This is a genomic window from Mycobacterium sp. NGS58 (genome assembly GCF_059812385.1).
The window spans coordinates 58319-79802 of the sequence record NZ_JCALCO010000022.1 but is presented as its reverse complement, the minus strand read 5'-3'; the positions used below and the strand labels follow the sequence as shown (position 1 = coordinate 79802).

19 protein-coding genes and 1 pseudogene are annotated in these 21484 nt (G+C 69.0%); 7 read left to right on the top strand and 13 right to left on the bottom strand.

All coding sequences use genetic code 11. From position 1 onward, the window contains the following. Positions 1 to 11: 11 nt before the first annotated feature. Positions 12 to 1193: an acyltransferase family protein gene (locus AC5Y4H_RS19835; protein WP_499984238.1), complete on the bottom strand. Its 1182-nt coding sequence runs from the start codon at positions 1191 to 1193 to the stop codon at positions 12 to 14. Between the two features lie 170 nt (positions 1194 to 1363). Between AC5Y4H_RS19835 and pgfA the strand changes: the two genes are divergently transcribed. After that, a complete protein-coding gene (gene pgfA, locus AC5Y4H_RS19830; protein ID WP_499984237.1) occupies positions 1364 to 2677 on the top strand; it encodes a cell envelope lipid trafficking protein PgfA in 1314 nt (437 codons plus the stop codon). A 21-nt stretch (positions 2678 to 2698) separates the two neighbouring features. Then, positions 2699 to 4414: an MmpA family trehalose lipid delivery protein gene (locus AC5Y4H_RS19825; protein ID WP_499984235.1), complete on the top strand. Its 1716-nt coding sequence runs from the start codon at positions 2699 to 2701 to the stop codon at positions 4412 to 4414. Here the strand turns inward: AC5Y4H_RS19825 and AC5Y4H_RS19820 are convergent. Further along, a complete protein-coding gene (locus AC5Y4H_RS19820; protein ID WP_499984234.1) occupies positions 4394 to 5560 on the bottom strand; it encodes a glycosyltransferase family 4 protein in 1167 nt (388 codons plus the stop codon). The two genes, AC5Y4H_RS19825 and AC5Y4H_RS19820, sit on opposite strands and share 21 nt — an antisense overlap. Positions 5561 to 5624: 64 nt before the next feature. On the opposite strand from AC5Y4H_RS19820, the gene AC5Y4H_RS19815 reads away from it, so the two are divergent. Continuing rightward, complete coding sequence (locus AC5Y4H_RS19815) at positions 5625 to 6392, top strand: class I SAM-dependent methyltransferase (protein ID WP_499984232.1); 768 nt, start codon at positions 5625 to 5627, stop codon at positions 6390 to 6392. 96 nt (positions 6393 to 6488) lie between these two features. Then, positions 6489 to 7958 (top strand): aldehyde dehydrogenase, encoded by a 1470-nt coding sequence (locus AC5Y4H_RS19810; protein ID WP_499984231.1) that lies wholly within the window; start codon positions 6489 to 6491, stop codon positions 7956 to 7958. Positions 7959 to 7980: 22 nt separating this feature from the next. On the opposite strand, the pseudogene AC5Y4H_RS19805 reads toward AC5Y4H_RS19810, so the two are convergent. Continuing rightward, positions 7981 to 8133 (bottom strand): annotated as a pseudogene (locus tag AC5Y4H_RS19805) (crotonase/enoyl-CoA hydratase family protein); the annotation flags it as partial. A gap of 233 nt (positions 8134 to 8366) precedes the next feature. On the opposite strand from AC5Y4H_RS19805, the gene AC5Y4H_RS19800 reads away from it, so the two are divergent. Both AC5Y4H_RS19800 and AC5Y4H_RS19795 read left to right on the top strand, forming a co-directional pair. Then, entirely contained in the window at positions 8367 to 8498 is a 132-nt protein-coding gene (locus tag AC5Y4H_RS19800; protein ID WP_003874074.1) for a hypothetical protein, read from the top strand. A 17-nt stretch (positions 8499 to 8515) separates the two neighbouring features. After that, the gene (locus AC5Y4H_RS19795) at positions 8516 to 9172 is read left to right on the top strand and encodes a TetR/AcrR family transcriptional regulator (protein WP_499984228.1); all 657 of its coding nucleotides are present in this window, start codon (positions 8516 to 8518) and stop codon (positions 9170 to 9172) included. A gap of 5 nt (positions 9173 to 9177) precedes the next feature. Here the strand turns inward: AC5Y4H_RS19795 and AC5Y4H_RS19790 are convergent, their stop codons facing one another. From AC5Y4H_RS19790 to AC5Y4H_RS19760, 7 genes are all read right to left on the bottom strand, one after another. After that, on the bottom strand, positions 9178 to 9474 hold the full coding sequence (locus AC5Y4H_RS19790) for a hypothetical protein (RefSeq protein ID WP_499984227.1): 297 nt from the start codon (positions 9472 to 9474) through the stop codon (positions 9178 to 9180). A 20-nt stretch (positions 9475 to 9494) separates the two neighbouring features. Beyond that, entirely contained in the window at positions 9495 to 11021 is a 1527-nt protein-coding gene (locus AC5Y4H_RS19785; RefSeq protein WP_499984226.1) for a class I adenylate-forming enzyme family protein, read from the bottom strand. Between the two features lie 240 nt (positions 11022 to 11261). Then, entirely contained in the window at positions 11262 to 12053 is a 792-nt protein-coding gene (locus AC5Y4H_RS19780; protein ID WP_499984224.1) for a crotonase/enoyl-CoA hydratase family protein, read from the bottom strand. A 140-nt stretch (positions 12054 to 12193) separates the two neighbouring features. Further along, the gene (locus tag AC5Y4H_RS19775; RefSeq protein ID WP_499984223.1) at positions 12194 to 13603 is read right to left on the bottom strand and encodes a WS/DGAT/MGAT family O-acyltransferase; all 1410 of its coding nucleotides are present in this window, start codon (positions 13601 to 13603) and stop codon (positions 12194 to 12196) included. 44 nt (positions 13604 to 13647) lie between these two features. Beyond that, positions 13648 to 14853, bottom strand: coding sequence for an alpha/beta hydrolase fold domain-containing protein (locus AC5Y4H_RS19770; RefSeq protein WP_499984222.1), 1206 nt, complete (start codon positions 14851 to 14853; stop codon positions 13648 to 13650). A gap of 168 nt (positions 14854 to 15021) precedes the next feature. After that, on the bottom strand, positions 15022 to 15675 hold the full coding sequence (locus tag AC5Y4H_RS19765; RefSeq protein ID WP_499984220.1) for a class I SAM-dependent methyltransferase: 654 nt from the start codon (positions 15673 to 15675) through the stop codon (positions 15022 to 15024). A 313-nt stretch (positions 15676 to 15988) separates the two neighbouring features. Further along, positions 15989 to 16717, bottom strand: a complete 729-nt coding sequence (locus AC5Y4H_RS19760; protein WP_499984286.1) for an alpha/beta fold hydrolase — start codon at positions 16715 to 16717, stop codon at positions 15989 to 15991. A 179-nt stretch (positions 16718 to 16896) separates the two neighbouring features. Between AC5Y4H_RS19760 and AC5Y4H_RS19755 the strand changes: the two genes are divergently transcribed. After that, a complete protein-coding gene (locus AC5Y4H_RS19755; RefSeq protein WP_499984218.1) occupies positions 16897 to 17793 on the top strand; it encodes an alpha/beta hydrolase in 897 nt (298 codons plus the stop codon). Positions 17794 to 17799: 6 nt separating this feature from the next. Here AC5Y4H_RS19755 and AC5Y4H_RS19750 read toward each other — a convergent pair whose 3' ends face one another. Genes AC5Y4H_RS19750 through AC5Y4H_RS19740 form a run of 3 tightly spaced genes read right to left on the bottom strand, consistent with a single transcriptional unit; the run spans position 17800 to position 21369 of the window. Next, on the bottom strand, positions 17800 to 19113 hold the full coding sequence (locus tag AC5Y4H_RS19750) for an amidohydrolase family protein (RefSeq protein WP_499984217.1): 1314 nt from the start codon (positions 19111 to 19113) through the stop codon (positions 17800 to 17802). Then, positions 19107 to 20312 carry a CoA transferase gene (locus AC5Y4H_RS19745; protein WP_499984216.1) on the bottom strand — a complete coding sequence of 402 codons (1206 nt, stop codon included), beginning with the start codon at positions 20310 to 20312 and terminating at the stop codon, positions 19107 to 19109. The genes AC5Y4H_RS19750 and AC5Y4H_RS19745 overlap by 7 nt, the downstream gene beginning before the upstream one ends. 46 nt (positions 20313 to 20358) lie before the next feature. Continuing rightward, positions 20359 to 21369 (bottom strand): MaoC family dehydratase, encoded by a 1011-nt coding sequence (locus AC5Y4H_RS19740; protein ID WP_499984214.1) that lies wholly within the window; start codon positions 21367 to 21369, stop codon positions 20359 to 20361. Positions 21370 to 21484 lie beyond the last annotated feature (115 nt).

Here is a 21484-nt window from a genome sequence, read left to right as displayed (position 1 = left end):
CCGGATGCCTCCTAGGGCGCGATCGCGTCCGCCTCGGCATCGACGGCCTGGAACCGAACGCCCGGCTTCTCGCGTTTCTCCCAGCGGCGCAACGCTTCTCGGCACGGTGACTCGACCAGCGCGTAGCTGACCGCGGCGATCGCGAAGCCGAAGATCAGCGTCAACACCAACACTGTGGGCATGCGGCCGGTGAACGGGAACGTTCCGAGCACCGGGAACACCATGGCCAGTGCCGCCAGGTGCCACACGAACAGCCCGTAGGACCAGCGCCCCAGGGTCACCATCGCGGTAGTCCCCAGGACGCGATGCGGGGTGTCCACCCGGTCCAGCACTAGCGGGGCGACCAGGGCGAAGGCCACCACAGAGCCTGCCGCCGTCTTCACCGCGAACTGGGCCGGGGTGCCGGGCACCAGACCTTCGGGACCGGCCAGCGGCGACGCCGCGATCAGGTAGGCGATGCCCGCGACGGCGGCCATCACGAGGCGGCCCCCCTTTTTCTGCGCCAAGCGCACTGGCAGTCCGATCCCGCAGTGCACCCACTCGGCCAGCAGCATCCCGGCGGCGAACCAGGAGAAGAACGCCGGCGGCCAGTTGAGCGGATTCGTGCCGGACCCCGAATGGATGGGTATCCAGCCCCACGCCCAGCTGAGGGCCCCCAGCGCGGCGATCGCCGGGACCCGGGCCCGCACCGGCAGCCTGCGGGCCAGCAGGGCGAGAATCGGCAATGCCAGGTAGAAGCTGACCTCGACAGACAGGCTCCACATCTGGGTCAGCCCGCCGGTCAGGGTCAGCGGCACGTAAATCTGGGTGAGCGTCAGGTTGGCCAACCACACCGTCAGGCTCGCGTGGTCGGCGTCGGGCAACAAAGTCAGGATCACGACGACGGCGACCACATAGGCGGGCATGATGCGGACCACCCTGGATCGCAGGTAGTGGCCGGTGGCCGGGCGGGCACCCAGATCCCTTGCCGCCGCGGCATGCCCGCGCCACAGGAGGAAACCCGACAGCGCGAAGAACACCGCCACGGCGAGGTCGAAACGGCCGAAGAGCCTGCCGGCCGCGCCGCTGGAGTGTCCGGTCTGGAACGCAACGTGCGTGACCACGACGCCCATGGCCGCGCAGGCCCGCATGCCTTCCACCGCCGGCAGGAAGCTGCGCACCCCGCCCGCCCGCTGGTCATCGCTCACCACCACAGTTTGCCTGCGCCCGGTTGCCCGGCGAACGGGTACACCCCGGGACCGAACAACAGGTTGGTAAGCCGTCGCCTTACTTTCTGCTGTTAGGGTCGAACGAGTTTGCCCCGGGCTGCTGCTCGGGTCGGGTCGCGGCTGATGAAGCAAGGAATCGAGGAGGGCACAGCGACGTGAACCGAGCAGTCATGTTGCGGTTCGCCGCATGCGGGATCATCGGCCTCGGAGCTGCCCTGCTGATCGCCGCGCTGCTTTTGACGACGTACACCACCAGCCGGATCACCAAGGTTCCGCTGGACATCGACGCGACGTTGGTCGGTGACGGCACGGGTACGGCACTGGACTCCTCGTCCCTATCGACCGACCACGTCGTCGTCAACCAGAACGTGCCGCTCGTCTCCCAGCAGCAGATCAGCGTCGAGTCCCCCGCCAACGCCGACGTGGTCACGCTTCAGGTCGGCAGCTCGTTGCGACGAACCGACAAGCAAAAGGACAGCGGGTTGCTGCTCGCGATCGTCGACACCGTCACGCTCAATCGGAAGACCGCCCTGGCCGTCTCGGACGACACCCATGCCGGCGGCTCGGTCCAGAAGCCGCGCGCCGTCAACGACGAGAACCCGCCGACTGCGATGCCGCTGCGGCACGACGGGCTGTCCTACCGCTTCCCGTTCAACACCGAGAAGAAGACCTACCCCTACTTCGATCCGATCGCGCAGAAGGCGTTCGACGTCAACTACGAGGCCCAGGAAGACGTCAACGGGCTTTCGACGTATAAGTTCACCCAGAACGTCGGCTACAACAGCGACGGCAAGCTGGTGGCCCCGGTGCCGTACCCGTCACTGTTGGCCGGCAACGAGGACGCCAAGCAGACCACGTCGGCGTCGATGTGGGGTATCCAGGGCGGTGATCCGAACGAGCAGATCACCATGACCCGCTACTACGCGGCGCAGCGCACGTTCTGGGTGGACCCGGTGTCGGGCACCATCGTCAAGCAGACCGAGCACGCCGACCACTATTTCGCCCGCGACCCGCTCAAGCCGGAGCTCACCCTGGCCGACTACAAGGTCACCTCGAACGAGGACACCGTCGAATCCCAGGTCAACGCCGCTCGCGACGAGCGCGACCGGCTGGCGCTGTGGTCGCGGGTGCTGCCGATCACCTTCACCGCGGTCGGCTTGATCGCACTGATCGGCGGCGGACTGCTCGCCTCGTTCAGCCTGCGCAGCGAGAGTGCGCTGACGGACCCCGGCCTGGACCGGGGCGACGAAGATTTCTTCGGCCGCGGCGGCCCCGAGGGGCCGGTGCCCGGCGCCGAAGCCGAAACCGAGAAGCTGCCCACCCAGCGTCCCGAGGGGCGTCAGGAGTCCGATCCGCCGGGCTCCGAACCACCCGGCCCAACGCACCCTTCCCCGTCGGCCGGCCCCGACGAGCCCACCGCGGCCGGACCCGCCGAGACCCCTCCCCCCGGCCAGCACGACCGGGAATAGCCCGGCCCGGATGCGTTAACCGTGCGCTGGACCCGACCCGGGTACGCACTGGTCTTGGCGCTGCTGGTGGTCGGGCCGCTCCTCGCGCCCGGATACCTCCTGTTGCGTGACGCGGTGTCGACGCCGCGGTCGTATCTGTCCGATACCGCGCTGGGGTTGATGGCGGCGCCGCGCGCCACCCCCCAGGATTTCGTGGTGGCGCTGGCCTCCCATCTGGTCGACGGCGGCGTCGCGGTGAAGGCCCTGCTGGTTCTCGGGCTGTGGCTGGCGGGGTGGGGCGCGGCCCGGCTGGTCGCGGTCGCGCTGCCGTGCGCGGGCGCTTCCGGCCAGTTCGTCGCCACCACCGTGGCGATCTGGAATCCCTATGTCGCGGAACGGCTCCTGCAGGGCCATTGGAGTCTGTTGGTCGGTTACGGATGTCTGCCCTGGGTTGCCGCGGCCATGCTGACGCTGCGAACGACGGCGGCGAACTGGTTCGTGTTCTGTGGTTTGGCCTTCTGGATCGCGCTGGCCGGGCTGACCCCGACCGGGCTGCTGCTGGCCGCGATGGTGGCGCTGGTTTGCGCGGTGCCGCCCGGTACCGGCTGGGCGCGCCGGTGGTGCGCTGCGGCGGCGCTGGGTGCCGCGGTGGTGGCGGCGCTGCCCTGGCTGACGGCGTCGGCGATGGGCTCGTCGCTCACCGCCCACACCGCGGCGAACCGGCTCGGGGTCGAGGCGTTCGCGCCCCGCGCCGAGCCGGGGCTGGGCACCCTGGCCAGTCTGGCCAGCCTCGGCGGCATCTGGAACGGCGACGCCGTGCCCGGTTCCCGCACCACGCTTTTCGCGGTGTTCTCGGCCGCGGTGCTGCTGGGTGTGGTGGCGGCGGGCCTGCCGACGGTCATCCGGCGGCCGGCGGTGGTGCCGCTGCTGGTGCTGGCTGCGGTGTCCGTGCTCGTCCCGGCGGCGCTGGCGACGGGCCCGGGCCTGCAGGCGCTGAGCGCGGTGGTCGACACCGTGCCCGGCTTCGGTGTGCTGCGCGACGGCCAGAAGTGGGTGGCGCTGGCGATGCCGGGCTACGCCCTCGCGGGCGCCGGCGCGGTACTGACGCTGCGCCGGTGGCTGCGGCTTTCCGGGGCCGCCGCCCCGGCGCTGGTCTGTTGCCTGACTCTGCTGCTGGCGCTGCCCGACCTGGCGTGGGGTGTGTTCGGCAAGGTGGCGCCGGTGCGCTATCCGCGCGGCTGGTCCGCCGTCGCCGCGGCGATCGACGCCCAGCCGCGCACGGTCGCGGAGCTGCCCGCCGGCACCATGCGGCTGTTCTCCTGGGCGGGACCCGCCCCGGTCTTGGACCCGCTGCCCCGATGGGTGCGTGCCGACGTGCTGAGCACCGGTGACTTGGTGATCTCGGGGACAACCATCGCCGGGGAGGGGACGCACGCCCGCGCGGTGCAGGAGCAGCTACTCTCCGGGCCCGATCCGGCGGCGCTGGCCGCGGCGGGGGTCGGCTGGCTGGTGGTGGAATCCGACAGCGCCGGCGACATGGGGGCGGCCGCCCGCACCCTGAAAGCGCTCGCTCCGGTCTATCGGGACCGCGAGATTGCGCTCTACCGGATCGGCGGCCAGACCCCCCGGGTGGCGGCCGGGCGGCGAATGGCGACGGTGATCGCACATCTGGCGTGGCTGGCGATGCTGGTCGGCGCCGGTGCGGGCGCGATGATCGGTGCGTGGCGGCGCCGCGCCTCACTCCCGCCCGGTGACTAGCCCGTTGACCGTGCGACCGGCCCGCACCGCTTCCAGCACGCCGCACATCGCGTCGGCGCTCTGCGCCCAGGAGAATTCACCGCTGCGGGTGTGCGCCTTGGCGCCCAGCTGATCGCGCAGCACCGGATCGGCGAGCAGTTCTTCGAGCCGGTCCACCAGCTCGGCGTGGCTGTCCACCAGGATCCCGGTGACCTCGTCGACGATCGAGTCCGACAGGCCGCCCGAGGACCGGTAGCCGATGGTGGGCACCCGATGCTGGGCCGCCTCCACGACGGCCAGGCCCCAGCCCTCCTTGCGCGAGGGCAGCAGGTGCACCCAGGCCCCTTGCAGGACATGGTGCTTGGTCACGTCATCGACATGCCCGTGGAACGTCACCGCTGAACTGATGCCCAGCCGCCGCACATGCTCGACGAGCCGGTCGCGCCACCAGCCGTCGCCGACGATGTCCAGGTGCAGGCCCGGGATCCGCGGCAGCAGCCGCGCGACCGCCTCCAGGGCGTCCTCGATCTGCTTGTGCGGCACCAGCCGCGACAGCACCACCACCCGCGGCGCCGCCGACCGCGGGCCCGTCAGCGATTGCGCCGGCGCGCGGTCCAGGCCGTTGCGCACGACCGCGACCTGTGCGCCGTTGACGCCGAGGGTGACCAGGTCGCGCGCGGACGGCAGCGACACCGTGACGTACTGGTTGTGCCGGTTCACCCTCGGCGACAGGGTCGACTCGACGAACCAGCCGAACCGGCCGAGCAACGGCCCGGCCACCGGCCACTGCTCGCGATGGCAGTGGTGCACCAACAGCACCACCCGGCGGCCGTAGATCAGCCGGGCGAGAAAGGGCAGGCCGTTCTGGGTGTCGACGACCACGTCGGGCCGCACTGCGCGCAGCGGCCCGAGGCCCAGCCGGGCAGAGGCCATCGCCAGCAGCGCCCAGACGTACACCGAGTAGCGGCCGCCGGCGCGGCTGATTCGCACGCCGTCGACGACCTCGCGGCGCGGCGCTCCCGGATAGCGGGCGGTCCGCAGCGTGACGGCGATTCCCGATGCGGCCAGCTGCGCGCCGATGCGCTGCAAATAGGCTTCGCTCCCACCGCCCTGCGGGTGCCCGGTATCGCGCCAGCACAGCAGCAGCACGGAGCGCAAGGAAGACATTGGTCGTCAGCCTAACCGGCGACGATGTGCATCGGGCAGCGCCACACATCCGTAGGGTGTGGCCGTGGCGGCCACCGACATCTTCGCGCGCCGAGCGACGCTGGCCCGCTCGGTGCGGCTGCTGTCGGAGTTTCGCTACGAGCAGTCCGATCCGGCTCGCTTCTACGGCGCCCTGGCGGCCGACACCGCGGCAATGGTGAGCGATCTGTGGCGGACCGCCCATGACGAGGCGCCCTCCGGCCGCACGCTGCTCGACGTCGGCGGCGGGCCGGGCTACTTCGCGGCGGCCTTCACCGATGCCGAGCTGCGGTATGTCGGGGTCGAACCCGACCCCAGCGAGATGCATGCGGCCGGGCCGACCGTCGCGCGCGGGACTGGGACCTTCGTGCGCGCCTCGGGCATGGCGCTGCCCTTCGCCGACGACTCCGTGGACATCTGCCTGTCCTCGAACGTCGCCGAGCACGTGCCGCGGCCCTGGCAGCTCGGTGCCGAGATGCTGCGGGTGACCCGACCGGGCGGGCTGGTCGTGCTGTCCTACACCGTCTGGCTGGGGCCGTTCGGCGGCCACGAGACGGGCCTCACCCACTACCTCGGCGGCGCCCGCGCGGCCGACCGCTACGCTCGCAAGCACGGCCGCCGACCGAGAAACGACTACGGGTCGTCGTTGTTTGCGGTGCCGGCTTCGGCGGGCCTGAACTGGGCCGAGAACACCGGCGCGCTGGTCGCCGCTTTTCCCCGCTACCACCCTCGATGGGCGTGGTGGCTGACGGAGGTGCCGGTGCTGCGCGAGTTCCTGGTCAGCAATCTCGTGCTGGTCCTGCAACCCCAATAGTGAAACGTGTTCTCGTTTCGCGTCGGCTTGGGTAGGGTGGCGCGCATGCCCGCCGGCGACGATGCAGAGCGGAGCGATGAAGAGGAGCGGCGGAATATGACCGACATCAAGACCGAATACGACAAGCTTTTCATCGGCGGCAAGTGGACGGAGCCGTCGACCTCCGAAGTCATCGAGGTGCACTGCCCGGCCACCGGCGAGTACGTCGGCAAGGTGCCGATGGCGGCCGCGGCCGACGTCGACGCCGCGGTTGCCGCGGCCCGCGCCGCGTTCGACAACGGCCCCTGGCCCACGACGCCGCCGAAGGAGCGCGCGGCCGTCATCGCCAGCGCGCTCAAGCTGATGGAGGAGCGCAAGGACCAGTTCACCCAGCTGCTCGCACTCGAAACCGGCCAGCCGCCGACCAGCGTCGAGACGATGCACTGGATGAGCTCGATCGGCGCGCTGAACTTTTTCGCGGGCCCCGCGGTCGACCAGGTCAAGTGGCGCGAAATCCGCAACGGCGGCTACGGGCAGAGCATCGTCTACCGCGAGCCGGTCGGCGTGGTCGGCGCGATCGTGGCGTGGAACGTGCCCCTGTTCCTGGCCGTCAACAAGCTCGGCCCGGCGCTGCTGGCCGGCTGCACGGTAGTGCTCAAGCCCGCGGCCGAAACCCCGCTCAGCGCAAACCTTTTGGCGGAGGCGTTCGCCGAGGCCGGTCTGCCGGAGGGCGTGCTGTCGGTGGTGCCCGGCGGGATCGAGACCGGCCAGGCGCTGACCTCCAACCGCGACGTCGACCTCTTCTCCTTCACCGGCAGCTCCGGCGTCGGCAAGGAGATCGGCCGGCGCGCCGCGGAAATGCTCAAGCCGTGCACGCTCGAGCTCGGCGGGAAATCGGCGGCCATCGTCCTCGACGACGTCGACCTGGCTTCGGCGATCCCGATGCTGGTGTTCTCCGGAATCATGAACACCGGGCAGGCCTGCGTCGCCCAGACGCGCATCCTGGCGCCGCGGTCGCGCTACGACGAGATCGTGGACGCCGTCGCCGCGTTCGTGCAGGCGCTGCCGGTGGGCCTGCCGTCGGATCCGGCCGCCCAGATCGGCTCGCTGATCTCGGAAAAGCAGCGCGCCCGCGTCGAGGGCTACATCGCCAAGGGCATCGAGGAGGGCGCGCGGGTGGTGTGCGGCGGCGGCCGCCCCGAAGGCCTGGACAACGGGTTCTTCGTGCAGCCGACGGTGTTCGCCGACGTCGACAACACGATGACGATCGCCCAGGAGGAGATCTTCGGGCCCGTGCTGAGCATCATCGGCTACGACACCGAGGATGAGGCGATCAAGATCGCCAACGACTCGGTGTATGGCCTGGCGGGCAGCGTGTGGACGACCGACATCCCGCGCGGCATCGAGATCTCGGAGAAGATCCGCACCGGGACCTACGCCATCAACTGGTATGCCTTCGACCCGTGCTGCCCGTTCGGCGGGTACAAGAATTCCGGCATCGGCCGCGAGAACGGGCCCGAAGGCGTCGAGCACTTCACGCAGCAGAAGAGCGTGCTGATGCCGATGGGTCACACCGTCGACGCGTGATCTGTTCTCCCCGAGCGTCCGGCTAGCGTCCGATAAAGCGGGCCGGCCGGCGTTCGACGAACGATTGCACACCCTCAGCGGCGTCCTGACTGGCGAAGAGTTCGGTGACGGCCGGGCGTAGCCGCTCGATGGCGGCCGCGTCGCCGTGCTCGCGCGCCAGATGGGCCGAGGCCAGTAAGGGCGGGGGCTCGGGGCTGTTGACCATCCGCCCAGTGAAGCGAAGATCTAGAGATTATGCAATAGAGCATAATTTTCACCCGCAGACGCTTCGGTGAGCGCAAATCTCAATCTCACGGCGGCCCATTTGTGCGGCGTACGTCACACTCAGTCCGAGGAATGGATTAATTTACGGATGTCTTATATGGTTCATAGCATAATCAAGGGCCGTACACAGGCCGGGAGAACATCATGTGGATCATCGAGCTCAACGTCGCCGGCTACCAATTCACCCGCGAGATGCCGGACTTGCGGCGCCGCACATTCCGCTTCAGCCCACGTCATATGCACTGGCCGGCGTTACGGCACTCGCACGCGGCATGAGCCCTGCCATGGGAAAAATGTCCACGCAGATCGGTGCGGCCGCACCGGAGCAAGCCCCGACGAAACGCGTGGGCACCCGGACGAAGATGTTGGCCAGCGCCGCCGATGTGATGCGCGAACGCGGAGCTTCGGGGGTCACCATCGATGCCGTGCTCGCCCGCAGCGGCGCCCCGCGCGGCTCCGTTTACTACCACTTTCCCGACGGGCGCAATCAGATTCTTACCGAGGCGCTGCGCTACTCCGGCGACTCGATCACGGCCATGATCGACGACGCCGCCGGCCGTGGCGCCCGAGTGTTGTTGCAGGAGTTCGTCGAATTCTGGGAGCGGCTGCTCACCGAGGGGGGCTTCACCGCCGGCTGTCCGGTGGTGGCGGCGGCGATCGGGTGTTCAAACGACGACGGCCCCAATCTTTCCACCGAGGCCGGCGCCGTCCTGGGCCGCTGGTGCACCGCGCTCACCCGCGCGTTCGTCAACGACGGCTTCGACAAAGCCGATGCGGCGTCGCTGGCTGTGATGTCGATCGCCGCGCTGGAGGGCGCGATCGTGCTCTCCCGCTCGACCCGCAATGCGGGCCCGCTACACCAGGTTGGCGAGCAGCTCGAATTCCTGATCAAGGCAAAGGAATTCGTTGCCCGGAACAAGATCCCGGGCAAGCAGGACGCGTCGCAGTGACCGGCTCAGTCGCTGGCCGGTAACGGCTTGACCTCTTTGAGCTGCAGGGCGGTCTGCCCGATGCTCAGGCTCCCCGCACCCGGTTTGGTCACCAGCACCTCGGCGCCGGATTCGTCGACATAGCGCTTGCCCATGACCGTGCCGTCGGCGAACGCGGGGTCGAGTTCGCCCGACCGCTCGCCACCCACCGGCACCATCGGCGCACCCCCACACCGCAAATCGTCCAGGCTGTCGGCGCTTCTGACCACGATCACCTGCGTGTCACAGACCTGGCTGGCGAGACGAGTTCCGTTCTTGATCATTGATTTCCGTCCTTGATCGCTTACTGCTGGGCCGGCGCGGCGCGCAATCCGGTGAGGGTCTGGATGATTTCCCGCCGCAAGACCTTGCCGGTGGCGGTGGTGGGCAGCTCGTCGCGAAACACTACCTCGTCGGGGGTGCGCGATCCGCGCAAACTCTTGCGGACGAAGTCGCGCAATTCTTCGGGGTCGGGGGCGGTGCCCGCCGCCGGCACCACCACCGCGACGATCGCCTGTCCCCACTGCGGGTCCTCGACACCGACCACGGCGACATCACGCACGTAGGGGTGCTCGACCAGGACCTCTTCCAGCTCGGCAGGCGCGATGTTCTCGCCGCCGCGGATGATCGTGTCGTCGCTGCGCCCGCCGATGAACAGGTAGCCCTCGTCGTCGAGCATGGCGATGTCCTTGGTGGGGAACCAGCCGTTTTCGTCGAGCACCGAGCCGATCCCGGTGTAGCGGCCCGACACTTGCTCGCCCCGCACGAACAGTTCGCCCGTCTCACCCGGCGGCAGCACATTGCCGGCCTCGTCGCGGATCTGCAGCTCGATGCCGGCCACCGCTTGACCCACCGATCCCAGCCGGCGGGCGACATCGGGCCCATCTGCCGCCTGCGCCGCGCGATGGTCATCTGGCGTCAACACCGCGATCGTCGAGCTCGTCTCGGTCAGGCCGTAGGCGTTGACGAAGCCCACGTCAGGCAGCAGCTCGAGCGCACGCCGGACCAGCGGCAGGCCGACCTTGGAGCCGCCGTAGGCGAGGTTGCGCAGCGACGGCAACTCGATGGCCGCCCCGTCGCGGTTCTCCAGCACCGTGACGATGCGGTCCAGCATGGTCGGCACCACCGTCGCTGTAGTCACATTCTCGGCGTTGATCAGCCGAACCCATTCCTGCGCATCGAAATTGGGCAGGTACACCATCTTGCGACCGGCATAGAGATTCGACAGTGCGGCGCTGACCCCGGCGATGTGATACGGCGGCACGCAGATCAACGCGGCGTCGGTGTCGGAGGCGGCACCGAATTCCACCGTCCCGGTGACATAACTGGTCAGGTTGTTGTGTGAAAGCTCGACGGCCTTGGGCTGCGACGTGGTGCCCGAGGTGAACAGCACGATGGCGACGGAGTCCGGGTCGGGGAACGCGAGACTTTCAGGGGCGGGTTCGGCGGCGCGCGCGGCCGCCAGGAAGTCGTCGGAGAGCATGACTCTGTCGGAGGCGTCGGCGACCGCGTCGCGGTAGCGGCCGTCGACGATCACCAACGGCTCGGGTAGCCGCTCGATCAGCGCCCGGATGCCGTCCGCGGAGAGCCGGTAATTGATCGGCGTGAAGGCCACCCCGGCGCGCGCCGCGGCGAAGATCAGCACCGGCAGCATCGCGCCGCCGGTGCCCACATACGCGACATGTTTGGCGTTCGAACCGGCGATCACGCCCGCGCCGCCGTCGGCAAGATCGCTGAGCTCCTGCGTGGTCAGCCGCAGGTCTCCGGACACCACCGCGGTGCGCTCCGCGTTGCCCGACGCAGCCATCTCGAGCAGCAACGAAATGCTCATCCTCGATCTTTCTCCGGTATCAACGCGTTACAAAGCTGGCCAAAAGTGTCATGCCCGTCTGTAGTTTAGATCACGCAACTATCTTGCGGTCCGGCACCGGCCGGCCCACCGCCTCGCGCGAGCTTGGCGGCGGGGTCCGGTGCTTGCCGCGCGCGACCGCGGCGCTGCCCGGACCCGGCGCGCCTGCGCGCTCATGAACTCGGCAAGCCTTGCGGCACAAGAGGATAAACCACCCTGATATCAGGTGCCCGTCCACTTCGGTGGGCGCTTCTCCGCAAATGCGATGGCGCCCTCTTTGGCGTCGTTGGAGGAGAACACCGGGGTTAGCAGCTTGTTCTGCTCGGCGAACATCTCCTCGGGGCTCCAGCCGCGGGACTCGACGATGATCCGCTTGGTGGCGGCCACCGCGAGCGGCCCGTTCGCCGCGATCTTTTCGGCCAGCTCGATCGCGGCGTCCAGGGCGGCGCCGGGGTCGGCGAGCACGTTGACCATGCCCAACGCATGCGCGCGCTCCGCGCTCAGGTTTTCACCGGTCAGCGCCAGTTCCATGGCGATCGCGGACGGGATGCGTTGCGGTAGCCGCAGCAGCCCGCCGCCGCCGGCGACCAGCCCCCGCTTGACTTCCGGAATGCCGAACGCCGAGTCCCTCGATGCCACGATCAGGTCGGTGGCCAGCGCCAGCTCGGTGCCGCCGGCCAGAGCGTAGCCCTCCACCGCCGCGATCAGCGGCTTGACGGGGGGACGCTCGGTGAAGCCCATGCCGCGGCCCTCGACAATGGGGAGCTCGCCGCGGGCGAAGGCCTTGAGATCCATGCCCGCGCAAAACGAACCGCCCGCCCCGGTGAGGATGCCCACCGAGAGGCCGGTCTCGTTGTCGAGCCGATCGACGGCGGCGGCCAGGCCATTGGCCACCGCGGAGTTGACCGCATTCTTGGCCTTCGGCCGGTTGATCGTGATGATGAGGATTCGATCCCGTTGTTCGACCAGAACTTCGGGTTCTTCGGTGCCGGCCTCTTGGTTTCCACTGCTCACGGTGCCGCGGCTCCTTACACGGATCGGTGGCTTTGAGATAGCTCCTGTCGGACCGATGGTAACGGTCGGCGGAAATGGCGTTAACGCCCTACAGAGATTCGGCTTACCGCAAGAGCCGAGCGGCTAGGAATCCGTGCCGATCACGCCGGTGCCATCGCGGCTTCGACGACCGTCAGGTTCTCGGAAAGCCCTGCGGCCCTGCGTATCTCGATGAAGTCGGCGACCATGGCCTCGGAAACCTCGTGCGGGTCCTCAAGCGTGGACCCGTCCGAAAGCACCGAGATGTTGAGCTGATCGACATAACTCCACACGGTGATGTTCAGGCCGCTGCCCGCGGTCAACGGGCCCACCGAGTAGATCTCGGTGACCAGCGCGCCGCCCACCCGGCCGCGTTCCCGTGGACCGGGCACATTGGAGATGTTCAGGTTGAGAATCTTGTTGTGTCCGTCGCGACCGGAGGCCCACCGAAAGAAGGCCTGGGTGGGCGCCGGTGGCATGTAGGCCGCCCACCTGCTGACCAGCTCCGGCCCCATCAGCTGGTTGCTTTCCTTGGCGGCGATGGCGTTTTCGTGGCAGCACTGCACCCGCTCCAGCGGATCGTCGGAATTGGTCGGCAGGCCGACCAGCACGCCCGTGAACCGGTTGCCGGAGATCCGTTCGGGCGAGAAGTCGAAACTCATCGGTACCGATGCCAGCAGCGGTTCGGCCTTCCCGTCGTATCGCAACAGCAGGGTGCGCAGGGCGCCCGTCGCCATGGCCAACACCATGTCGTTGATCGTCGCCCCGAGCCGCTTGCCCGTCTCCTTGACGTCGGCCAAGGCCAGGGTGGCGGTGGCGAACCGCCGTTCCGCAGTGATCTTGTGGTTCATGAAGGTCGGCGGCGGCTCGAAGGGCCGAGTCAGTTCCGGCGAGAGTTTGCGGGAGCTGCGGCGCACCCGGCCCAGGCCCTGGGCGGTGTAGCGGATGGTGTGGGGCAGCGCACCGACATGGCGCATGTGGTCGGCGAATGCCGATGTCATCAGCTGCCGCGTGGTGGGCGCCGGGTCGCAGACGTACGGCCCGCCCTCCGGGCCGGGCTGCAGGTCCATGCCGCGGGCCATCAGGTTCGCCGACGCGACGCCGTCGGCCAGGGCGTGGTGAATTTTGCCGACGACCGCAATCCGGTTGTTGGCCAAGCCCTCCACGAAGTACATCTCCCACAGCGGACGGCTGCGATCGAGCTGCGTGCTGGCGATTTGCCCGATGGCCTCATCCAGTTCGCGGCGGCCCCCCGGGGGCGACACCCGCCAGGGGCGGATGTGATAGTCCAGGTCGAGGTCGCAGTTCTCCCGCCACATCGGGTGGTGTAGGTGCAGCGGCACCTCGACGAGCTGGTAGCAGAACGGATCGAGCTTGTTCAGCCGCCCGGCGATGACTTCGCGAAACGTGTCCACGTCCAGCGACCGGCGATCGGCGTCCAGCTCGATGACGGCGGCTTTGATGGTGTGCATGTGGACGTTTGGGGTTTCGCTGTACAGCAGTACGGCGTCCCACCCGCTAAGCCTCTTCACCGCTGCCCCTTGCCCATAGAGGGACCATACTCAGCGGTGGCGGCTCAGATGACCTCTTTTGCCCCGACGCGTGTCTTGGTCCGGTAGATCTGGTTGAGGAATAGCGACGAGACGTGCGCGGCGGCGCCGGCCCGCTCGCCGTCGATGAGGTCATACCCGTGGCCGGCGCCGGGGAATTCGAGGTAACCGACCATCGAATGCGACACCGCCCGGAGCCGTTCGACGAAGCTGCGTGCCTGTTCGACGGGGATCACGGAGTCTTTGCTGCCGTGAATCACCAGAAAGGGCGGGGCGTTGCGGTGCACACGGGCGATCGGCGACGCATCGTGAAAAATGTCGGGACGCCGCGAGATCGACTTCTTCACCACGACACGCTCCAGGAACTCGACGAACCGTTCGCGCTCAGGCGTCGAGCGGTCCTCCCAGTCGTAGCGGCCGTAGATCCCGACGACCGCGTCCACCGAGGTGTCCGCGCCTTCGGGCAGCTTCGCCTGGAACTGCGGATCGTCGGGCGTCAGCCCGGCCAGCGCGCACAGGTGACCGCCGGCCGAGCATCCCGCTATCGCAACGAAATCGCGATCGCCGCCGAACTTGTCGACGTTGGCGCGTGCCCACGCGATGGCGGTTTTGACATCGATGATGTGGCGCGGCCAGCGGTGGTGTGGCGAGACGCGGTAGTTCACCGCCAGGCATACCCAGCCCTGCTCGGCGAGCCGCGACATGAGCGCCGACCCCTGCCCCATGCACTTGCCGTGCACCCAGGCGCCGCCCGGCAGGAAGATCAGGACCGGCGCGGGTTGCGCAGGCAGATCCTTGCGTCGCCAGACGTCGAGCACCTGATCGGCGTGGTCGCCGTAGTGCACGGCGCGGCGATAGAGGTAGCGGCGCTGGCGCAGGCCCTCCCAGATCGGCGGTGTCTTTTCCGCGACCGGCCAGTCCATTTCGAGATCCGCTGCCGACACGACCCCCCGCAACGCGGCGAGGGACACCTGCTGGGTGCTCTCGCGGTCGCGGCGGCGAACGTCGTCGATCCCCGGCGTGAACCAGTCCTTGGTCGCCGCGGAGATCGCCTCCGGTGCGTGCCGGGCACCCCAGACACCCATGGCGGTCAACCCACCCAGGGGCTCGAGATGCTTGCCGACCACGGGCAGCGAAGCCCCCGCCACGCTTAACGCCAGCGCATAGTCACCGGGGCGGGCCCGCAGCAACCATTTCACACAATCTGTAATGCCCGGTCCACTCACCGTCATGCAGGGGACTGTACCCCTCACCCCGATTCGCAAACTGACGTTTCCATCGAACGGGCGATCCTCGCGAAAACGCTTTGCCCAGTATGCTCGCCGAAAACGGTATTTGCCCAGTTTGAACCGTTTTTCGCGGCTCCCCGCGCGCCGCGGATTTTGCTGTGTACGACACGCTTACCTGGCGGTCAGATCGGCGATCACCCGGCCACCGACAAGGCTGACGCCGGTCAGAGTCAGTCCCACCTGCGCGGCAAGGGCGGCGGCGCTGTCCACCCCGACGGATGCCCAGCGAAACCAGGGGCCGACCTCGCCCGCCGCCTCCAGCCGGACCCATCGCGAACAGATGCCGATGGCCTCGGCATCGAATTCGGCAATGCAACGCCCACCGCGGGCCAGCAGCTCGAAGGCGCGCCCGAGAATCCGTCGTGGATCCCCGCCCAGCCCGACATTGCCGTCGACCAGCAAAACGGTCTGCCACAGGCCCATTCCCGGCAACGGCTCGAACACATCGCCCAACAGAGCCGGCGCACCGCCGCGACCCGCGAGCTGGATCGCGGTCGCCGACCGGTCGATGCCGAGCGCGGGAATGCCTCGCTGGATCAGCCTCGCAACCAACCGGCCCGGACCACAGCCCAATTCGATCGTCGGCCCGGTGCACATCTGCGTAACGGCTTCGTCGAAGACTTCGTCGAAGGCGTCACCAGATCCATCACCGGGACATCGCACACCCAACCATTTGTGCGCCGGCAGTGGCCGCAGTTCGCCATCGTCATGACGGATCCAACATCGCTCGCCGCCGAGTGCCCGATCGTAGAGTTGCCCCAGCATTTCACGTCCCTCGCGTCCTGGCCGATCGGGCGGCGCGCCGGCGCTCGGTCCCGTGCGGGACGTTGCGGCGGCATACCGGCAAACCCCAACAAGCTGACGGCAAGCGCGTGCGCCAGCACTGCTCCGATACCCCGATCGTGGCTCGGCTAATCCATTTCTCTTTCAAGGCCCTGCCTGCGGCTACGTTGCAGCGTCCGGCGTGGTTCATCCACAGGCGGCGAGAGGGCGGACCGGCATGCTCGCCGGACAACCGATGGCATCCGAATCATGGCCACCAGCAGGGCTTTTCGCGATCCGGTGGTCCTATCGGGAATCAGCCGAACAAGAATGCGTCGAGCAACTCGTTCACCCGCGCGGGATCTTCCAGCGCGGCGAGGTGGGCGACCCCGTCGAGCACGGTGAAGGACGCGCCGCCGATGGAGTCGGCCATCGCGCGGGTCTCGGCCACTCCGAAGGTGGCGTCTTCCGCGCCGGCGACCACCAGCACCGGGGCCGTCACGCGACCCAGCAGGGCGTGCTGGTCCGGCCGCGCCGACACCACGCTGCGCACCGCCCAGCGGACCGAATCCGCGTTCACCGAAGTCACGTTGGTCCGTACGGTGTCCACCACGTCCGGGCGGGTGCGCAGCGTCGTAGGGCCCAAGAAGGCCCTGACGGCCGAGCGGGTCAGCGGCGGCCGGATCCCGCCCAGCGCCTTCGCCAACCACACCATGGCCGCGTACCGCATCTTCTGCGCGACACCGGCTTTCGAGGCCGTGCAGTTCATCAAGACCGCGCGGTTGATCCGGTCGGGGTACAGGGCGGCGAAGGTGCCGCCGATCATCCCGCCCCACGAGTTGCCGACGAAGTGCGCCCGGTCGATGCCGAGCCCGTCCAGCAGGTCGACGACGCAGCGCGCGCAGTCGGTGAAACTGAACATCGCGCGCAGCGGGTCGCTGCCCCCGTGGCCGGGCGGGTCGATGAGCACCAGACGGTGGGTGTCGCTGAAGCGCGCGGCCTGGCCGGCCCACAAATCACCCGTCATCAACAGGCTGGGCCACATCAGGACGGCCGGTCCGGTCCCCGCACTCACCTGAACACTGATCGCACCGAGACCCGTATCGATCAATTGCGAAGCCGGCCGCGGATTGTTGGCGGTCACGCTGCCTCCTGATGTCGTAGCGCGTACGGCAGACCACACATCGCCGTCCCTTGATTTTCCGCGTCGGTGATACTTGTCCGGTGACGAACAACGATGTTCATCCCGACCTGCGACGATTTGCCCGCTTCGCCCCTCGACGGCTCGTCGGCCCCCGGACCCTGCCGCTGATGCGGGTGGGGATGGCGTGGCGGGGACGCCTGGGCAAGCGCATCACCGATGTCGAGGCGATCACGTTCGACTCCGGGGCCGGCGTCCGGCTGTTCCGGCCCACCGGGGTCACCGAGGCCACGCCCGCGCTGCTGTGGATTCACGGCGGCGGATACATCATCGGCACCGCCCAACAGGACGACCGGCTCTGCAGCGGGTTCAGCAGGCGGTTAGGCATCACCGTCGCGTCGGTGGAATATCGCCTGGCACCCGAACATCCCTATCCCACCCCCCTGGAAGACTGTTATGCGGCGCTGATCTGGCTGGCCGGGTTGCCGTCGGTGGACCGCTACCGCATCGCCATCGGTGGCGCCAGCGCCGGCGGTGGGCTCGCGGCGGCCCTTGCGCTGCTGGCCCGCGACCGCGCCGAGGTGAGCCCGGCGTTTCAGCTGCTGACCTATCCCATGCTCGACGACCGCAGTTCGGCCATGGCGCCCAGTGCGAACTACCGGCTGTGGGACAACCGCAGCAACAGGTTCGGCTGGGCGGCATACCTGGGCAACGCCGACCCGCAGGTCGCCGTCCCCGGCCGCCGCGACGACCTCACCGGATTGCCGCCGGCCTGGATCGGTGTGGGCACGCATGACCTGTTCCACGACGAAGACCTGGCCTACGCCGAACGCCTTCGCGCGGCGGGGGTGCCGTGCCAGGTGGAAACCATCCCGGGCGCATTCCACGGCTTCGATCTGGTCTTGCCGAAAGCCCAAGTGTCCCGGCGGTTTTTCGACAGCCAATGCGACAGTCTTCGGGCGGCGCTGGCCCCCGCTTGATACGGCTCACATGGCGAAGTACACCAACTCACCGCCGATGACGGTGGCCGCCACCAGCCCGGCGTCCAGGGCGGCCAGCGCCGTAGCCGGCGGCTCGTTCAGCACGCACAGGTCGCCCGCCTGCCCGACTTGCACGGTCCGCGGCCGGCCGGGCTGATCGGGCCGGCCCAGAAACATCGTCAAAGCCTCTCGCGCCGAGACACATTCGCGTTCTCCCAGCACGGCTCCCTGGGGGGTGGTGCGGTGCACCGCGGCGCGCATCGCCGTCCAAGGGTCGCCGTGGCCGAACGGCATGTCGGTGGACAGCCCGACCGGCACCGCCGCGTTACGCAGAGATGCGACGCGCCACAGCTGCTCGTGCTCGGCGGCGGGAACGTCGGCGAGATACTGATCGCCGCGCTCGGCGACGAAGTTGGGCTGTGTCACCACCGTGACCCCGAGTTCGACGAGGTCGGCCAGGTTCTCATCCGGCACCACGGCGGCGTGTTCAATGCGGTCCTGGGCATGACCGCCGGCCGCGCGCAGCGCCGCGATGGTCACCACCAGCTGCGCCGCGGTCACGCAGTGCACGGCGACCGGTTGCCCGCTGTCATGCTGGCGCGCAATCCATTCCGTAAGCGCGTCGAGGTCCAGGCGATCGTCGTGCAGGATCTTCTTGCCCGGCGACAGGAAACTCAGCCGCGGCCGGAACTCGCCACGCTGGTGCGCCGTCGTCAGCGACGCCATGTCGTCGGCCTCGAGATCGGGGGTCGCGTCGGTGACGCCGGTGACACCGGTCGCGGTGATCCGGCGGCTCAGTTCGGCCAGGTCGGTTTCGCGCCGCTGCAGCGCCAACGACCAGCCCCGGTCGGCGCTGCGCAGCCGCCCATCGGGATGCTCGGCGAGGCCGATGCGGCCCAGCGCCTCGGAATTGAGGATCCACAGCGCACCGCTGCGATGCTGGATGCGCACCGGAACGTGGCGAACGATGGCGTCGAGGGTGCCCCGGTCGAGTTCTCCGGCGACCGAATCGTGGTATCCCACAGCGCGAATCCAGCCGTCGGGCCCCGGGGTGGCGTTGGCGAGCAATTGGGTGAGCTCCGATGTGGTGCTGACCCCGGGCGGCCCGACGAAGAACGAATCCAGCGCCGAGGCTGCCGAGCGCACGTGTACATGGTGGTCGTGCAGACCGGGCAGGACGGTGCCGCCGCCCGCGTACAACACACCCTCCCCCGCGCGGGGCACGAGGCCCTCCCCCGGCGGCGCCATCTCCTCGATCAGCGCGCCCACCCGGATGTCTGTCGCGGTCCCGTCCAACAGGGTTGCCCGTTGAATCAGCATGACAGCACGCGTCTTTGGCTCACCAGGCGACGCACCGACGCGTTGTCGGCGCCCGGCCCGGATGCCGGACGCGTTGCCGGCGGGGCAGAGGGTGCTGACACCGGAGCCGGCGAGGCAGACGCCTGCACCGGCAGCGCCGCATACGTCGCGGCGACCCCGGCCATGGATACGCCGATCAACTCGCCGCCGCCGCGGCCCAGTGATTCGGCCACCTCGAGCGCTGCCTGGAGGCCGGCCAACGGGTCGGCGATGGCGTCGCCGCAGAACACCGGTCCGTCGGCGCTGGTGCCGACCAGGCCGCCGGCCACTGCGGTGTCGTCGCCGAATCCGGGTCTGCGGCCGTCATATCCGTTGATTTGCAACCAGATTCGTCCCGCGCGCGGCGGGATGTCACCGGGTCCGAGCCCCCGGCGTGCCAGCGCCGCGGGACGGGAACCCTCGATCACGACATCGCTGACCGCGAGCAGTTCACGCAGCTCGTCGGCTTGACTATCGAAATCGACTTCGTAACAGAGCTTTTGGCCGTTGATCCAGTCGAAAAAGGCCCGGTTACCGCCCCGGGTACCGTCCGGGCGGCGCGGGCTTTCGACCTTGACGACAGTCGCGCCGGCTCGGGCCAGCAGGTGCCCGCACAGCGGCCCCGCCCACATCGAGGACAGGTCGGCCACCAGCAGACCCCGCGGCGCGCGCGGCGCCAACCGCGATCCGGCAAGCCGCACCCGCGGCGGCGCGGGTGCGGCCTCGCCCAGGCCCGCGACCGGAATGTCGAGCAACCCCGCCCGCTCGGCGATCTCGGTCACTAAACGGGTGGCGGCCCAGCGCTGCAGGACCGGCCACGGATCGGCGGGCACGTCATCGACTTGTAGCAGCGCCGGGACGGCGTCGAGGTCGTCGGCGCGCGAGAGAGTGAGGGCGCAAAAGCCATCCCGGGCGGCGAGCAGGCGGGTGGCGCCACCCGGCGACGCCCGGCCGCCGCGGGTCAGCCCCAGCAGTGCGGCCCGCCCGGTCAGCAGGCTCACCGCGTCGACGACGATACCCAGTCGGTCACCGACGGCCGTCGCGACCTGACGTGCGCGGGTCAGCACGCTGGCGCGGGAGAAGTCGGCGGGGCCGGCGGCCAGGCCGGTCAAGTAGGCCAGCCCGCTGCTTCCCCACTCTTTGACCTGCTGGGATTCCCCAACTGACGAAGCCGAACTCACGCCCCCATTGTGCGCGTGGCTCGCAGCGGCGACCGGCGAACCCCACTCAGAAGTGCAGCGCGTGAAAGCGCCAGTCCAGCACCGGACGGTCCGGCTCGGTCTCGCCCACGGCATACACCAGTGACCGCAGCCCCAGCACGCCGCCGTGCTCGCTCGGCTCGGCGGATTCGATGTGCAGCTCGCTGTACAGTGTGTCGCCCTCATGCACGGGTCCGGTGTGGTCGCAGGACTGCCAACTCAGGACCGTGACCAGGTCGGGCAGCAACCTGCTCGCCTGCGCGAGTGCCAGCCCGATGGTATGTCCGCCGTAGACCAGCCGTCGCCCGCCGACCCGCGAATCATGATGTGTGGCAGCAATATTCAGGGTCAGCCGGGCGAGTTCGGTGGCGCTACTGACCACGTCGGCCGTGCTGTGCAACACCGCACCGGCCAGGCGGGCATCGAAGTGCGGGCCGGGCACCTTGTCGCGGAACACGTCACCGTCCCACTGCGCGGTCGGATCGTGGGCGGGGCCGGGAACGTCGGCCCCGATTGCGGACAGATCGTCGTGCGGACCGTCGTCCGGCTGCCAGTCGGGGCTGGCGGGCAGCATGCCACACCGGTAGAAGTCGAGTACCAGCTGATCGGCCTGGTCGATCGTGATCATCCGCAGCGCTGCCAGCCCCGTCGGCGCCCGGCCCGGCTTGGGTGAATTCGCCCGCAGTCCAACGACTTCGGTGCGGGTGTAGAGGGAATCGCCGATGACCGGAAACCGGTGAAACACCAGGTTGCGATAGAACAGGTTGGCCTTGACCCGCTGCGTCACCAGCGTCGACTGTCCGATCGCCACGTCGCACACCAGCCCCGGATGGGCCAGCGGCGCCGGCAGGCCCGTCACCGCCCCGCACAGATCGGCGTCCAGCGCCAGACGCAGCCGGTCGCCCACGATCGCCTGGTGAACGCCCGCCAACCCCGACGACAACGTCATCGAGGGCGCCCAGTCGAACACCTGGCCCACCGAGAGGTCGTCGAAGTACGGTCCCCCCTCGCGAATACCCGCATACCCGTCATCAGTCACAACGACCCATGCTGGCAGGCTGTGGAATCGAGGGTCAACCTCGTGGCGATCGCGAGCGCGGCGAGGCCGGGCGAAGCGGGTCGCCACCATCGGGACTCGTGGCGATCGCGAGCGC